This is a genomic window from Candidatus Zixiibacteriota bacterium (assembly GCA_016933955.1).
Lineage (GTDB): Bacteria > Zixibacteria > MSB-5A5 > GN15 > PGXB01 > JAFGTT01.
This window is the reverse complement of the sequence record JAFGTT010000005.1, coordinates 1-16025: the sequence shown is the minus strand read 5'-3', so window position 1 is coordinate 16025 and position 16025 is coordinate 1. Positions and strand designations below refer to the sequence as shown.

The following is a 16025-nucleotide window of genomic DNA, read 5'->3' as shown; positions in this document are numbered from 1 at the left end:
TTACTCAACAATCTCCGAGATGACTCCGGCGCCGACGGTCCGGCCGCCCTCACGGATCGCAAAGCGCAACTCCTTCTCCATCGCAATCGGCGTGATCAACTCCGCCTCCAACGACACGTTGTCACCCGGCATCACCATCTCAACACCCTGGGCCAACTGGATCGATCCCGTCACGTCCGTCGTCCGAAAATAAAACTGCGGCCGATAGCCATTGAAAAACGGCGTGTGACGACCACCCTCTTCCTTGCTCAAAACATATATCTCCGCCTTGAATTTCTTGTGCGGCGTGATCGATCCCGGCTTCGCTATCACCATCCCACGCTCAATCTCATCCTTATCAATACCGCGTAACAACAAACCAACATTGTCTCCGGCCTCACCCTCATCCATGATCTTCCGAAACATCTCCACTCCCGTGCAAACCGTCTTCCGCGTCTCTCGAATCCCCACAATCTCCACCTCTTCACCCATCTTGACAATGCCACGCTCAATTCGACCCGTCGCCACCGTCCCTCGACCCGTGATCGAAAAAATGTCCTCGATCGGCATCAAAAACGGCTTGTCCTTCTCCCGCTGCGGCTCCGGAATATACGTGTCCAACGCCTCCAATAATTCATACACCGACTTAAAGGACGGATCATCCTTGATGTCAGGATTCGACGCCGCCGTCATCGCCTGCAACGCCGACCCACGGATCACCGGAATGTCATCCCCGGGAAATTGATACTTCGTCAGCAAATCACGCACTTCCAGCTCCACCAAATCCAGCAACTCCAGATCATCTACCATATCAACCTTGTTCATATATACCACGATATACGGCACACCCACCTGACGAGCCAGCAAAATGTGCTCCCGCGTCTGAGGCATCGGACCATCAGCCGCCGAAACTACCAAAATCGCTCCGTCCATCTGAGCCGCGCCCGTGATCATGTTCTTTACATAGTCCGCATGACCCGGACAATCCACATGGGCATAATGACGCTTGTCCGTCTCATACTCCACATGCGCCGTCGCAATCGTGATCCCCCGCTCACGTTCCTCCGGAGCGTTGTCAATCGAATCAAACGTCCGAATCTGACTGTGACCCTTACGTGATAATATCATCGTCATCGCCGCCGTTAACGTCGTCTTGCCATGGTCCACATGACCGATCGTTCCCACATTTACATGCGGCTTCGTCCTGACAAATTTCTCCTTAGCCATCGCTAAACTCTTCCTCCGTCTATTAATTATACATTAAATTCGCAAACATTTTTCCGGAGATCTCTCTGGGAAGCGGGGCATATCGACTGAACTGCATGGTATGTATCCCACGCCCCTGAGTAAGATTCCGCAGGGCGGTTGCATAACCGAACATCTCCGCCAATGGGACCATGGCCGAAATAACCTGCAGGTTATTTCGCGGCACCATACCGTTTATTTTGCCGCGGCGCTGATTCAAATCGCCTACAACATTGCCCATATATTCTTCCGGGCAAACCACTTCCACTTTCATGACCGGCTCCAAAACAACCGGTTTGGCTTTTCGGGCCGCATCCCGCAGGGCCACTGAAGCGGCAACCTCAAAAGCCAGATCAGTCGAATCGACATCATGATATGATCCATTAATCAAAGCAACACTTATCCCCGTTAACGGATATCCGGCAATGACTCCGTTGGTCATGGCCTGACGAACCCCCTTTTCAACCGAACGCACATACTCGGCCGGAACAACCCCGTCTTTTATTCGATTTTCGAAAACAAACGGCGTTCCATTCTCGGTCGGACGAACATTTAAAACCACATGTCCATACTGACCCTTCCCGCCCGTCTGGCGGATAAATCTGCCTTCCTGTTCGACTTCGGCGGTAATGGTTTCCTTGTATGCCACCTGGGGTTTACCAATATTGGCTTTAATATGGAATTCTCGAATCATCCGATCGACAATAATCTCAAGATGTAATTCACCCATTCCGGATATTATCATCTGTCCGGTTTCTTCATTGGTGATAGCTTTGAAGGTCGGGTCTTCTTCTTGGATCCGATTGAGGGCATCGATCATTTTATCCTGGTCGGCTTTTGATTTTGGCTCGATGGCGACGGAAATAACCGGTTCCGGGAATCGCATAAGCTTAAGCTTTATGGGATGTTTGGGGTCGCAGAGGGTGTCACCGGTAGTTGTTTTACGGAAGCCGATTACAGCAACGATATCACCGGCCAGGGCGGTATCAATATCGGTACGTTTGTTGGAATGCATCCGCATGATACGGCCAACCCGCTCTTTTATCCCGGATATCGGATTAAGGACATATTTTCCTGTCTGCATCCCCCCCGAATAAACGCGGACATAACAAAGTTTACCTGCATGGGGATCAGTGACCACCTTAAACGCTAGAGCTGTAAGAGGTTCAACGACATCGGCCCGCCGGGTCAGTTCTTTCTTGCCATCGGGAGTCATACCTTCGATCGGGGGCAGATCGTCAGGCGCCGGCAAAAAAGCCACCACGGCATCAAGTAATTTTTGAACGCCGACATTTCTGAGGGATGATCCGCAAAGAACCGGCACAAAAGAACACTCTATTACAGCCTTACGAATAGCCCGGATGATCTCATTCCGCCCGGCAGGCTTATCATGCAACAGTTTCTCAATCAACTCGTCATCGAAATCCGAAACCGCATCAAGCAATTCCTCGCGCGCCTTAAGAGCCGCTTCCATGTAATCATCCGGTATTCCGCCATCCGAGAAACTGGTTCCCAGGCTTTCGGAGTCATAAACACGGAGGGTCATATCAATCAGATCAATGACTCCCGCGAATTTATCACTTTGTCCGTAGGGAATTTGAATCGGCAGGCATTTGATCGTAAATTTCTGATTCATTTCCTGGACGGCACTAAAAAAATCAGCCCCCATGCGGTCAAGCTTGTTGATATAGGCAATCCGGGGAACGTGATATTTATCGGCCTGCAGCCAGACTGTCTCCGACTGCGGCTCTACCCCGCCCACGGCACAGAATAAGGCAACCGCGCCGTCAAGCACTCTCAGAGAGCGTTCGACTTCCATGGTGAAGTCGACATGCCCCGGGGTATCGATGATATTGATTTCGTGATTTAACCAGTAACAGGTAGTAGCGGCGGAAGTAATGGTAATCCCGCGCTCTTTTTCCTGCTCCATCCAATCCATCGTGGCGGCCCCGTCATCGACCTCACCGATCCGGTGGGTCTTACCGGTATAATACAGGATGCGCTCGGTCGTAGTCGTCTTACCGGCATCGATGTGGGCCATAATGCCGATATTCCTGATACGACTCATGTCCTTCCGTCCAGACATAATAAATTCCCAACTGAATCCAACTTTTGGCTCGTCCATAAGAAACCTCGCGCACGTGACCTTAGGTCAGATCAGTCAGGACCATCGGTTTTCAAAGATCCGCTAAGGCTTCCTATTGTTTCTCAACAATAGCCTTCAAGTAAAACTCTTACCTTTTTCTTTCTACCCTTCTAATATCCGCTTACCATCTAAAATGAGCAAAGGCCTTGTTGGCCTCGGCCATTTTATGTGTATCTTCTTTTTTCTTTATCGAGGCCCCTTCATTGTTGGCCGCCGCAATCAATTCCGCCGCCAGCTTTTCCGCCATGGTGTGTTCCCCCCGGCCGCGAGAGTAACTGATTATCCACCTGATGGCCAGAGCCGTCCGCCGATCGGCCCGGACTTCAACCGGAACCTGGTAGGTAGCACCACCAACCCGGCGTGATTTCACTTCCAGAACCGGCTTGACATTGTTTATGGCCTTATGAAACATTTCGATTCCGGGCTGGCCGCTCTTCTTTTCGACAATATCAAGACAGGTATACAGAATCCGCTCCGCCGTTGATCGTTTACCGCTTGTCATCATAAAACCCATAAACTGGGTACATAACCTGTCACCATATTTGGTATCGGGTATCAATTCCCGCCTGGTTGGTGTATTTTTTCTCGGCATCCTTCAACCTACCTTCTTATTTCTTCGGCCGCTTGGCACCGTATTTGGATCGACTCTGGGTTCGGTCGGCCACACCCGAAGCATCCATAGTGCCGCGAATAATATGATAGCGCACACCCGGAAGATCCTTGACACGGCCGCCCCGGATCAAGACAATCGAGTGCTCCTGGAGGTTGTGCCCCTCACCGGGAATATAAGCCGTGACTTCCATTTGATTAGTCAACCTGACGCGGGCAACCTTACGCAGTGCAGAATTCGGTTTCTTGGGTGTCGAAGTATACACTCTCGTACAGACACCTCGCTTCTGAGGGCAGTTTTTCAACGCCGGGGTATTGGTTTTGACGGTTACCTGCTTCCGGCCTTTGCGTATCAACTGACTAATCCTGGGCAATATAAACACCTCCAAAAAAACTTAATCACTTATTCAAAAAGAGATTCGTAATTTATTTAATTTCATTTCATTGTCAAGCATTTTCTTGGAAAATGTTGGCAATGGAATCTCCAGAATCCTCGCCTTCACCCTCTTCATCCTCCGAAACCAATTCCACCGAGTGATAATCCACCACCCCGGTGCCGGCCGGAATAAGATGACCGATAATAACATTTTCCTTGAGGCCACGTAAATAGTCTATTTTCCCGTTTATGGCCGCCTCCGTCAAGACCTTGGTCGTCTCCTGGAATGAAGCCGCCGAGAAGAAACTCTCGGTAGAGAGCGACGCCTTGGTAATACCCAGCAGGAGTGGCTCAAAAGTGGCCGGTTCCCCCCCCTCGGCGATTACCCGGTCGTTTTCTTCAGCAAATTTGTGCCGATCAACCTGCTCGCCCTGGAGGGAATTGGTATCTCCCGGATGCTCCACCTTGACCTTTTGAAGCATTTGGCGGACAATAACTTCAATATGTTTGTCATTGATCTTGACGCCCTGCAGACGATAAACTTCCTGGATTTCATTCACCAGATATTCCTGCACCCGGTTAACCCCGGACACCTTCAGAATATCGTGCGGATCAATGGATCCCTCGCAAAGGCTGTCGCCGGCCATGACCCGATCGCCGTCATGAATATGCATATGCTTGCCGTGAGGAATGAGATATTCCTTAGTTTCGCCCTGATCGCCCTGGATAAGGATCTGCTGTTGACCGCGGACAATCTTCCCGAATTCAACAATGCCGTCAACTTCCGATATAACCGCCGGGTCGTGGGGTTTGCGGGCCTCGAAAAGCTCCGCCACCCGAGGCAGACCACCGGTAATATCGCGGGTTTTTGAAATCTGACGGGGAATTTTAACCAGGAATTCGCCCTTTTCAATATCCTGACCGTCATGAACAAGCAGATGAGCCCCGGTCGGAATACGATAACTGGCCAGTTTCTTGCCCTTGGAATCCTTGATAATTATGGTCGGGAACAGGGCTTTTTCACGCTCCTCAACAATAATCGGCTGAATCAGACCGGTTGTTTCATCCAGCTCCTCGCGGAGAGAAACATCCGGGACAATGTCTTTAAAAGCTATTTTACCGTCATATTCGGTGACAATCGTGGTTGAATACGGATCCCACTCAAAGACTCCGGCACCCTTTTCTATCCTGGCTTCGTCATCAACCGTCACAATCGATCCATACGGCACTTTCATACGCGAGCGAACCCGTTCCTGATCGTCAACAATATGGATTTCGCCCTCCCGGCCGGTGACGATTTTGGTTCCGTCGGAACGTTCCAGATGTTTCATCGAAACATAAACCACCCGGCCGGAGTATTTACACTCCACCTTGGATTGGGCGGCAATACGCGCGGCGGTTCCGCCGATATGGAAGGTCCGCAGGGTAAGCTGGGTACCCGGTTCACCGATCGATTGAGCCGCTATTACGCCAACCGCCTCACCGATATCGACCATATCCATGCTGGCCAAATTACGGCCGTAGCATTTGCAGCAAATTCCACGCTTGGATTCACAGGTCAACACGGAACGGATACGGACCGATTCTATCCCGGCATCTTCTATCTGGGCGGCCTGGATTTCCCGAATTTCCTCTCCGGCATTGACAATGACTTCATCGGTAATCGGATCGAACACATCTTCAAGGGCGACCCTTCCAAGAATACGGTCGCGCAGAGACTCGATGATTTCCTCTCCCTCTTTCAGGGCCGTAATATTAATACCCAGAATGGTATTACAGTCGATTTCCGTGGTGATGACATCCTGGGCCACATCAACCAGACGCCTGGTCAGGTACCCGGCGTCGGCCGTTTTCAGAGCCGTATCAGCCAGACCTTTGCGAGCGCCATGAGTCGAAATGAAGTACTCCATCACCGACAGCCCTTCTCGGAAATTGGAGATAATCGGCGATTCGATAATTTCACCGACACCGCCGGTGATTTTCTTCTGCGGCTTGGCCATCAGACCGCGCATCCCCGCCAACTGGCGGATTTGCTCTTTGGAACCACGAGCCCCGGAATCGGCCATCATATAGACCGGGTTGAATCCCTGCCGATCACGGGCCAGATTATCGAACATCACCTGGGCCACCTCGGAAGTGGTTTTGGTCCAGATATCGATTACCTGGTTATACCGTTCGCCGTTGGTAATGACACCGCGTTCATAGCGTTTCTGAATCTTGGCGACCTGCTTCTCGGCCTCGCCGATCAACTGCTGTTTCTCTTCAGGGATCAGCATATCGCCGATTGATACTGTCACACCGGCCTGGGTGGCGTATTCAAACCCGAGTTTTTTCAATTTATCAAGGAAATCCACTGTTCGGGAAGTGCCGACCAGACGAAAACAATCAAGCACCAGTTGTTCCAGAATGCTCTTTGAAGCCACCTTGTTGAAAAAGGGCAATTCCGGGGGCATAATTTGATTAAAAATGACTCTCCCCGGTGACGTTTCAAGTAGCTGACCGTTGATTCTCACGCGAGCCTTGGCATTCAAAGCAATCACACCGGCGGCGTGGGCCGCAAGAATTTCATCGGTTGAATAAAAAGCCATTCCCTCACCCTGGGAACCGGCCTTCAATTTGGTCAGGAAATAACATCCAATAACCATATCCTGCGATGGAACAGCCACCGGTCTCCCCGATGACGGCAACAAAATATTGTTGGACGAAAGCATCAACAGCCTGGCTTCAAGCTGGGCTTCGAATGACAGCGGAATGTGAACCGCCATCTGGTCGCCATCAAAGTCGGCATTGAAGGCGGCACAGACCAGCGGATGCAACCGTATGGCCTTTCCTTCCACCAGGACCGGATAAAAGGCCTGTATTCCCAGCCGATGTAGGGTCGGGGCCCGGTTGAGCAAAATGGGATGATCTTCAATAATTTCTTCAAGAATATCCCAGACTTCGGGCCGTTCTCTTTCGACCAGTTTTTTAGCCGATTTGACCGTCTGGACATACCCTTTTTCTTCCAGTTTCATTATGATAAACGGCTTGAAAAGTTCCAGGGCCATATTCTTCGGTAGACCGCACTGGTAAATTTTAAGTTCCGGACCGACCACAATGACCGAACGGCCGGAATAATCCACCCGTTTCCCAAGGAGATTTTGCCGGAATCGTCCCTGTTTGCCCTTGAGCAGATCCGAAAGCGATTTCAGCGGGCGCTTGGAATCGCCGCGGACCGAATGGGTTCGACGACCGTTATCGAAGAGAGCGTCAACTGCTTCCTGTAACATCCTTTTTTCGTTGCGAAGGATAACATCGGGAGCCTGAATATCAATGAGTTTTTTCAGACGGTTGTTGCGGTTAATAACCCGGCGATATAAATCGTTTAGATCCGAAGTGGCAAAACGACCACCCTCAAGCGGTACCAACGGACGCAGATCGGGCGGAATTACCGGAATGACATTCATCACCATCCATTCCGGATTATTGGTCGATTGCCGGAAAGCCTCGATGATTTTTAGCCGCTTGAGAGCGTCTTTCTGCCTTTGAACCGATGTTTCGACCTTGACCTGGGCCCTGAGGTTGATGGCCACCTCTTCAATATCAATCCGCGAGAGCAGTTCTTTAATGGCGTCGGCGCCCATCCGGGCATCGAATTCCTTACCGCTCTCTTCAAGTTCCATATATTCTTCTTCAGTGATAATATCGCGTTCCTGGTAGGAGGTGTTCCCGGGATCGATCATTATATAAGCTTCATAGTAGATAATCTTCTCCAATTCCCGGACAGAGAGATCGAGCATATAACCGATTCGCGACGGCAGCGATTTAACAAACCAGATATGTGTAACCGGAACCGCCAGTTCGATATGGCCCATACGTTCCCGGCGGACTTTGGATTGAGTAACCTCGACCCCGCAACGATCGCAGACGATTCCGCGGAATCGGATTCTCTTATATTTACCGCAGTTACACTCCCAGTCTTTGACCGGGCCGAAAATTCTCTCACAGAACAACCCATCGCGCTCGGGTTTAAAAGACCGGTAATTAATCGTTTCCGGCTTGGTAACTTCGCCATATGACCAGGATAAGATGGTCTCGGGCGACGCCAATTGAACCTGAATAGCGGAAAAATCAACCGGCTTTTTCTGCTGAGCTCTCGGAATACTTGAAGGTAAGTTAACCACTGTTTAACTCCTTTATATCATTGCCTATAAGGCAATTATTTCCATAAAAACATCCTGCCACACCGTCGGCTACGGCTATTTTTCAATCAATTTAACATCCAGCCCCAAACCCTGCAGCTCTTTTACAAGAACGTTGAAGGACTCGGGAATACCCGGTTCCGGCGGATTCTCGCCCTTGACAATGGCTTCGTAGATCTTACTCCGGCCGGTCACATCATCCGATTTGACCGTCAGGAGTTCCTGAAGCGTATAAGCCGCTCCATAGGCCTCCAGAGCCCAGACTTCCATTTCGCCGAATCGCTGGCCGCCAAACTGGGCCTTGCCGCCAAGCGGTTGCTGGGTTACCAGGCTATAGGGACCAATCGACCGGGCATGAATCTTATTGTCCACCAAATGGGCCAGTTTCATCATATAAATATAACCAACCGTTATCTCACTTCCGAATGCCTCACCGTTATAACCATCATACAGTTTAATCTTACCGGAAACCGGAAGACCGGCTTCCTGAAGTTTCTCGGTAATTTGATCCAGGCTGGCTCCGTCAAAAACCGGCGTGGCAATGCGAATATTGAGTTTCTTGGCGGCCCAACCCATGTGGGTCTCAAGTACCTGGCCGACATTCATACGTGAAGGTACACCAAGCGGATTCAACAGAATGTCGACCGGGGTCCCATCCTCAAGGTACGGCATATCTTCAATCGGGACAATCTTGGAAACCACACCTTTATTACCATGCCGTCCGGCCATCTTATCGCCGACGGCCAGTTTCCGGCGAATGGCTACCTTGATTTTGACCAATTGCCGGACTCCCGGAGGAAGTTCCGCGCCGCGAACGATTTTATCAACCTCAACCGCCATTTCTTCTTCCTTCTCGGTGATCAGGTCGGCGGCCTCTTTGATTATCTTGTCAACTTTTCGGTTGGCGGTATCATTATCGGAATAACCATCCGATGCATAGGAAGAATCGAAGTCAAAAGTCTTCAAAAATTCCGCATCGTACTTATGTCCGGCCCGGACCATAATCGAATTATCAACCTTGGACCGCACCGAATTACTGCTTAACCCGTCCAGAACTCCGGCCAGCCGCTCATTGCGGTGGGTGATAATACTCTGTCTGATCCTGGCATAACGCCGTTTTATCTGGGCCGTTTCATTCTTCTCGGTTTTCTTGGCCTCTTCGGTTCTTTCCTTCCTTGAAAAAACCTTGGTGTCGATTACGACACCCTTCATCCCGGGCGGCGCCTTCAACGAGGCATCTTTAACATCCCCGGCCTTTTCACCGAAGATGGCGCGCAACAGCCTTTCCTCAGGCGAAAGCTCCGTTTCACCCTTAGGACTAACCTTGCCGACCAGAATATCACCGGCTTCCACTTCAGCCCCAACCCTGACAATACCCCGCTCATCAAGATTGAGCAGCGCCTCCTCGGAAACGTTCGGAATTTCCCGGGTGATTTCTTCCGCCCCGCGTTTGGTATCGCGAACCTGCAATTCGAATTCTTCGATATGGATCGATGTGAAAACATCCTCGCGAATCAGTCTTTCGGATACGATAATGGCGTCCTCGTAATTGTATCCTCGCCAGGGCATAAAGGCTACCAAGACATTGAATCCCAGGGCCAGCTCGCCGTTGTCAACCGACGGACCGTCGGCAATAACATCCCCGGCCGCAACCCTTTCACCCTCCTCCACCAGAGGTTTAAAGTTGACACAGGTATCCTGGTTGGAGCGGCGGAATTTGACAAGATTATACTCATCATCTTCGTAATAGCCCAATTCATCCGCATGAGGTTTGGCGTCAGGAGTAATAATTATTCTCTTGGCCGAAGCATATTTGACGATTCCCGGCCGCGTGGCTACCATCGCCGCACCGGAATCGACAGCCGCTTTGGGCTCTATCCCGGTCCCGACAATCGGGGCCTCCGTAATCAAAAGGGGAACGGCCTGGCGCTGCATATTGGATCCCATCAGAGCCCGGTTGGCATCATCATGATCAAGGAAAGGAATCAACGCCGCCGCAACCGAAACAAGTTGCCTTGGAGACACTTCCAGAAAATTAACTTCCTCCGGTCCGACCATCGGATAATCGGTCCGACGCCGGGCCCGAATTGACTGGTTAATCAATTTACCGGATTTATCAATTGGCTCATCGGACTGGGCGATAAGGTAACGGTCCTCTTCGTCGGCTGTTAGATATCTGATTTCATCGGTCACTTTACCTTTTTCGACCCGCCGATAAGGAGTTTCCAGAAAACCATACTTATTGATCCGGGCAAAAGTGGCCAATGAGGCAATAAGACCGATATTCGGTCCTTCCGGCGTCTCAATCGGGCACATCCGGCCATAATGAGTATGATGAACGTCGCGGACCTCGAATCCGGCCCGCTCGCGAGTCAGGCCTCCCGGTCCCAGCGCTGAAAGACGTCTTTTGTGTGTCAACTCCGAGAGCGGATTGGTCTGATCCATAAACTGCGACAACTGCGACGACCCGAAAAAGGTATCGATCACGGCTGAAACGGTGCGAGCATTAATCAATAATTGCGGCGTCGCTCCTTCACTTTCACGAAGCGATAAACGTTCCCGGATTGATTTGGCCACCCGGGAAAGCCCGACTGAAAAAAGATTGGACAGCAACTCGCCCAGGGTCCTAGCGCGGCGATTTCCGAGATGATCAATATCATCGACAAAACCGTTACCGTTCCTCAGAGCAATCAGATATGAAATAATGGAAACGAAATCCTTCAGATCAAGAATAGTTTTATCCAGGGGAATATCAAGTCCCAAACGCTGGTTGATCATATACCGGCCGACTTCACCGAGATCATACCGCTTGGTATTGAAAAACAGCTTTTCTAACAGCGCTTCGGCCATTTCCATGGTCGGCGGCTCACCCGGCCGGAGTAGAGAATAAATTTTGGTCAGGGCCTCCTCGCGGGATTTGGCCGGGTCTTTCTTAATGGTATTCATTATGACCAGGGCGTCACGAGGATTTTCCCTTTCCACTATCTTAATCTTCTTAACCTTCAGTTCTCTCAGGTTATCGATAACTTTCTCAGACAACGGTTCGGCCGTGCCAATAACGATTTCGCCGGTTTCTTCATTTATAATAGTCTCGCCGGCCAAAGCATGCTCATCAATCTTAATCTCCTTTTTCCCGGAGATATCAAGATTCTTCGGTTTGTAAAATACATTTACCAGCTCCTCGTCGGTGGGATAGCCGATCGCCCGAAGCAAGGTTGTAACCGGCAACTTCCGCCGCGAATCAATATGGACATGCATGATATCGCTGACATCGATAACAAATTCCAGCCAGCTGCCCCGGTAAGGAATAATCCTTGCCGAAAACAGCAGTTTACCGTTGGGGTGGACACTTTCGTCAAAGAAGACTCCGGGAGAACGATGGAGCTGACTGACAATAACACGCTCCGCCCCGTTGACGATAAAAGTGCCCCACTGGGTTATCAGAGGCAGCTCGCCCAGATATACATCCTGCTCGATAATATCCTTGACTTCTTTTTCCTCACCCTCACCCTGTTTGGTAATCAGTCGAAGAGTCGCCCTCAGCGGCGCGGCAAAAGTCATATTTCTCTCACGGCATTCATCCACCGAATACCTGGGAGTTCCCAACGTGTAACGAACGAATTCCATGGTATTATTATCATGGATATCCGACACGGGGAAAATCTCATTGAAAATCTGCTGCAAACCCTGATTGACCCGTTTCTCCGGAGGAACACCCTTCTGGAGAAAGTTGTCATAGGATTCAATCAGAACTTCAAGCAGATTCGGCATTTCGGCCGCATCTGGGGTTCTCTGGTAGCTGATTTTTTCGATCATCTTTTTGCGAGCCAAGATTTCCTCCTTTAAATCAATAAAAGGATGCCCCGGTACAGACTCGATATGATGCGAAGGGGGGAAAAGAAAATATAATTATAAACAGTCAATATTCGCATCGGCGACTCTGCAAAATCTTTAAATTTTTCTCCGGACAAAAACAACTCTGTTTGTCTCAGGAGCCATTTTAATACAGCCTATTCGCCGGATTTTAAAAATTTCGGGATCACCCGAAACACCATCCGGTGTAACAGATTTTATACAAAATCGTTCCCGGCCTGATTGGGAGATACTATTTTATCTCAACCTGGGCGCCAACCTCCTGCAGTTTTTCCACAGCGGCCTTGGCCTCAGCCTCCGGGATACCTTCCTTGACTTTTGATGGCGCATTGTCGACCAGATCCTTGGCTTCTTTCAAGCCCAGCCCGGTCAATTCGCGGACGACTTTAATAACCTGAATCTTCTTATCGCCGGCGGCATTGAGAACCACATCAAATTCAGTTTTTACGGCGGCTTCCGCACCGGCACCACCAGCCGCAGGAGCGGCGGCCGCAACCGGAGCCATCGGCTTTACACCAAACTTGTCCTGGATGGCTTTGGAAAGATCCGCCAGATCCATAGCCGAAAGAGAGGCTATTTTCTCAACAATTTCATTAATAACAGCATTCTCTGCCATTTCTGTATCCTTTCGATTTTATTCTCTAATTCATCTCTTGATTTAAGCCGTCGTCCGTTCAAGTCCAGCAGATGGGCTAAATCCACTGAGAAGCGTGACCCACGTTACGACCTTAAGCCCAACGTTTTTCAACCTTATCCTTTCGCCTGAGCCAGAGCCTCGACCGTTGCCATTAGTTCCTGGAAAACGGCATCGATTGACATAATCGTGGAACTGATCGGGGCCTCGACGGCAGCAATAATTTGGGACAGGAGAATCTCTCGGGACGGAAGTTCCGCCAGGCGGACGATATCAGTCCCGGGATAAATTTCTTTATCAAGGACAAAAGTCCGGATAACCGGTTTCTCTTTATCCTTAAATGAATCATATAGAATTTTGGCCGGAATCACGGGATCGGCCTTTGTAAAAGCAATGGCCGTTTGACCGGTGAGATGGCTTACAATACCATCAAACCCGGTTTCCTGGGCGGCAATTTTCAACAGGGTATTTTTGGCCACCAGATATGTGACCGAGTTTTCCCGAAGATTCTTCCTGAGAACCGTAATATCCGCCACATTGAGACCGGTGTAATCGGTTACAAAGATGGAATTCGATTCCTCAAGGTGTCTTTTTATGTCATTGACTTTTGCAATTTTTTCCGGTTTCGGCATATCAGCATCCTCTATTTCTTCATATCCGCCAGTATGGCTTGGTGATCCAGTTTCAGGCCGACCCCCATCGTGGAACACAGGGAAATACCCAGCATATATGTTCCTTTGGCCGAAGAAGGCTTGGCTTTAATAAGGGCATCAATAAAAACCCTGACATTCTCGGCAATCTGATCTTCGGAAAAGGATACTTTACCGACCGGAACAGCCACATTGGATTGGCGGTCGACTCGATATTCAATTCGACCTGCTTTCAGTTCTTTAATTGTCCGTTCCAGATCCATGGTCACCGTTCCCGACTTCGGGTTGGGCATCAGACCCCGGGCGCCCAAAATTTTACCCAGTCGGCCGACGACTTTCATCATATCCGGCGTGGCCACGGCAACATCGAAATCAATCCAGCCGCCCTGAATTTTTTCCACCAGTTCCTGAGAGCCAACAAAATCAGCCCCGGCCCGTTTGGCCTCCTCTTCTTTTTCGCCGGCGGCAAATACGAGAACCCGGATTTTTTTCCCGGTTCCATGCGGCAGGCTGACAGTCCCGCGCACCATCTGGTCGGCATGTTTGGGATCAACCCCCAGCCGCGCCGCCACCTCGACCGATTCGTCGAATTTTACGTAGCTGTTCTCCTTCATGATCTTGATGGCTTCATCAAGCGGATATGCTCTGGTGCGATCGACTTTTTCCCGATAACTCTGATACTTCTTTGATCTTTTCATAGGCTCCTATTCTCCCCGCAACCATTTCGTGAACGAAGCAGGTGCAATCGAATATTAATTATTTAATCCACGACCTCAATACCCATCGACCGGGCCGTTCCGGCCACCATCATCATTGCTGTTTCGACATTGGCGGCGTTCAGATCGACCATTTTCAGTTCCGCGATTTCGCGAACCTGTTTGGAACTGACCTTACCCACCTTATTGCGATTGGGTTCGCCGGAACCCTTCTGCAATCCGGCGGCCTTTTTTAAAAGCACCGAGGCGGGCGGTGTCTTGGTCTCGAAGGTGAATGATTTGTCGCTGTAAACCGTTATCAAAACCGGGGTTATAATACCGCCCAGGTTCTGTGTCCGGGCATTGAATGCCTTACAGAATTCCATTATATTAAGGCCGTGCTGCCCCAGAGCAGGACCCACCGGCGGCGCCGGATTGGCATTGCCGGCCGGAATCTGCAATTTGATTGTCGTTTCTACTTTCTTGGCCAATTTTTTATCTCCACAAACTCTGAATTTTCTTATGATTTCTGCTTGACAGGTTCAATTTGAAGAAAATCAAGTTCGACCGGTGTCGGACGCCCGAAAATCGATACCATAACCTTGATCTTTTTCCGTTCCATGTTGACCTCGCTGACAAATCCGGAAAAATCAGCAAAAGGACCATCAATTACTTTGACGGCATCACCGGCCTTATAAGGCACATCGGAAACCTCGGCCGTACGCGAGCTGTCCACCTGCCCCATAATCCGATCCACTTCCGATTTTTTCAACGGATGCGGTTTACCTCCTGCCCCGACAAAATTAGTGATACTCGGAGCATTGATAACCAGATTCTGAGTTACCCGGTCCAGATCCACTTCAACCAGAATATAACTGGGGAGGAATTTCTTGGTTGAGGTGGTTCTTTTCCCCTGTTTCATTTCCGTAACCTGTTCGGTCGGAATTAAAATCTGGCCGAATTTTTCCTGCAGACCCGAGGAAGCTATGATCGATTCAAGATACTTCTTCGCCTTCTGCTCATGGCCGGAATAAGTGTGAACGGCGTACCAGCGCAATGTCATAGGTCAGATAACCTCACCCAAAAATGGTTCCTGTTGCCATTGATAAAAGCCGATCAATGATTCCGATAAAAACCGAGATAATTACCGTGACAACAATTGTTACAATCGTGGAACCGATCAGTTCCCGGGTGGTGGGCCAGGTCACCTTGTTTAATTCGGCTCGGACTTCTTTTAAGAACTTGACTAATTTACCCATCTTTCACCTTATGTATTTGTACAGGCCAGGAGGGACTCGAACCCCCAACATCCGGTTTTGGAGACCGGCGCTCTACCAATTGGAGCTACTGGCCTAATACTTTTCTCCGGCCTACCGGGTTTCCTTGTGCAACGTATGTTTATTACAAAAAGGACAGAACTTCTTATATTCCACACGCTCCGGGTGCAGTCTTTTATTCTTGGTCAGATTGTAATTACGTCTCTTACAATCATTACACGCTATTGTTATCTTGTCTCTGGGCATATCCCTTGATCTTTCTAAAACGGTTTATTACTCAACAATCTCCGAGATGACTCCGGCGCCGACGGTCCGGCCGCCCTCACGGATCGCAAAGCGCAACTCCTTCTCCATCGCAAT

The 16025-nt window shown here is 50.0% G+C and carries 14 protein-coding genes and 1 tRNA gene; all 15 read right to left on the bottom strand.

Going from position 1 to position 16025, the window contains the following annotated elements:
• Positions 1 to 1206, bottom strand: a complete 1206-nt coding sequence (gene tuf / locus JXQ28_01350) for an elongation factor Tu (protein ID MBN2276366.1) — start codon at positions 1204 to 1206, stop codon at positions 1 to 3.
• Positions 1207 to 1228: 22 nt separating this feature from the next.
• Entirely contained in the window at positions 1229 to 3310 is a 2082-nt protein-coding gene (gene fusA / locus JXQ28_01345) for an elongation factor G (GenBank protein ID MBN2276365.1), read from the bottom strand.
• A gap of 181 nt (positions 3311 to 3491) precedes the next feature.
• Entirely contained in the window at positions 3492 to 3962 is a 471-nt protein-coding gene (gene rpsG, locus JXQ28_01340) for a 30S ribosomal protein S7 (GenBank protein ID MBN2276364.1), read from the bottom strand.
• Positions 3963 to 3978: 16 nt separating this feature from the next.
• Positions 3979 to 4353 (bottom strand): 30S ribosomal protein S12, encoded by a 375-nt coding sequence (locus tag JXQ28_01335; protein ID MBN2276363.1) that lies wholly within the window; start codon positions 4351 to 4353, stop codon positions 3979 to 3981.
• A 73-nt stretch (positions 4354 to 4426) separates the two neighbouring features.
• Positions 4427 to 8497: a DNA-directed RNA polymerase subunit beta' gene (gene rpoC / locus JXQ28_01330; protein ID MBN2276362.1), complete on the bottom strand. Its 4071-nt coding sequence runs from the start codon at positions 8495 to 8497 to the stop codon at positions 4427 to 4429.
• A 96-nt stretch (positions 8498 to 8593) separates the two neighbouring features.
• The gene (gene rpoB, locus JXQ28_01325; GenBank protein ID MBN2276361.1) at positions 8594 to 12352 is read right to left on the bottom strand and encodes a DNA-directed RNA polymerase subunit beta; all 3759 of its coding nucleotides are present in this window, start codon (positions 12350 to 12352) and stop codon (positions 8594 to 8596) included.
• A gap of 289 nt (positions 12353 to 12641) precedes the next feature.
• Positions 12642 to 13025 (bottom strand): 50S ribosomal protein L7/L12, encoded by a 384-nt coding sequence (rplL, locus tag JXQ28_01320; protein MBN2276360.1) that lies wholly within the window; start codon positions 13023 to 13025, stop codon positions 12642 to 12644.
• A 134-nt stretch (positions 13026 to 13159) separates the two neighbouring features.
• On the bottom strand, positions 13160 to 13675 hold the full coding sequence (locus JXQ28_01315) for a 50S ribosomal protein L10 (protein MBN2276359.1): 516 nt from the start codon (positions 13673 to 13675) through the stop codon (positions 13160 to 13162).
• 11 nt (positions 13676 to 13686) lie between these two features.
• Positions 13687 to 14391, bottom strand: a complete 705-nt coding sequence (locus JXQ28_01310; GenBank protein MBN2276358.1) for a 50S ribosomal protein L1 — start codon at positions 14389 to 14391, stop codon at positions 13687 to 13689.
• A gap of 62 nt (positions 14392 to 14453) precedes the next feature.
• The gene (gene rplK, locus JXQ28_01305) at positions 14454 to 14879 is read right to left on the bottom strand and encodes a 50S ribosomal protein L11 (protein ID MBN2276357.1); all 426 of its coding nucleotides are present in this window, start codon (positions 14877 to 14879) and stop codon (positions 14454 to 14456) included.
• Between the two features lie 29 nt (positions 14880 to 14908).
• Positions 14909 to 15451: a transcription termination/antitermination factor NusG gene (nusG, locus tag JXQ28_01300; protein ID MBN2276356.1), complete on the bottom strand. Its 543-nt coding sequence runs from the start codon at positions 15449 to 15451 to the stop codon at positions 14909 to 14911.
• Positions 15452 to 15464: 13 nt separating this feature from the next.
• Positions 15465 to 15647 carry a preprotein translocase subunit SecE gene (secE, locus tag JXQ28_01295; GenBank protein ID MBN2276355.1) on the bottom strand — a complete coding sequence of 61 codons (183 nt, stop codon included), beginning with the start codon at positions 15645 to 15647 and terminating at the stop codon, positions 15465 to 15467.
• 21 nt (positions 15648 to 15668) lie between these two features.
• A tRNA-Trp gene (locus JXQ28_01290) sits at positions 15669 to 15742 on the bottom strand.
• Positions 15743 to 15758: 16 nt separating this feature from the next.
• On the bottom strand, positions 15759 to 15911 hold the full coding sequence (rpmG, locus tag JXQ28_01285) for a 50S ribosomal protein L33 (protein MBN2276354.1): 153 nt from the start codon (positions 15909 to 15911) through the stop codon (positions 15759 to 15761).
• 27 nt (positions 15912 to 15938) lie between these two features.
• On the bottom strand, positions 15939 to 16025 hold an 87-nt coding region (locus JXQ28_01280), incomplete at its 5' end, for an elongation factor Tu (protein MBN2276353.1).

Bases quoted from the DNA above. Each gene is read 5' to 3' on its own strand.
- tuf (MBN2276366.1), bottom strand. From the start codon at position 1,206: ATGGCTAAGGAGAAATTTGTCAGGACGAAGCCGCATGTAAATGTGGGA.
- rplL (MBN2276360.1), bottom strand. From the start codon at position 13,025: ATGGCAGAGAATGCTGTTATTAATGAAATTGTTGAGAAAATAGCCTCT.
- fusA (MBN2276365.1), bottom strand. From the start codon at position 3,310: ATGTCTGGACGGAAGGACATGAGTCGTATCAGGAATATCGGCATTATG.
- JXQ28_01315 (MBN2276359.1), bottom strand. From the start codon at position 13,675: ATGCCGAAACCGGAAAAAATTGCAAAAGTCAATGACATAAAAAGACAC.
- rpoB (MBN2276361.1), bottom strand. From the start codon at position 12,352: ATGATCGAAAAAATCAGCTACCAGAGAACCCCAGATGCGGCCGAAATG.
- nusG (MBN2276356.1), bottom strand. From the start codon at position 15,451: ATGACATTGCGCTGGTACGCCGTTCACACTTATTCCGGCCATGAGCAG.
- rpmG (MBN2276354.1), bottom strand. From the start codon at position 15,911: ATGCCCAGAGACAAGATAACAATAGCGTGTAATGATTGTAAGAGACGT.
- secE (MBN2276355.1), bottom strand. From the start codon at position 15,647: ATGGGTAAATTAGTCAAGTTCTTAAAAGAAGTCCGAGCCGAATTAAAC.
- JXQ28_01310 (MBN2276358.1), bottom strand. From the start codon at position 14,391: ATGAAAAGATCAAAGAAGTATCAGAGTTATCGGGAAAAAGTCGATCGC.
- rpsG (MBN2276364.1), bottom strand. From the start codon at position 3,962: ATGCCGAGAAAAAATACACCAACCAGGCGGGAATTGATACCCGATACC.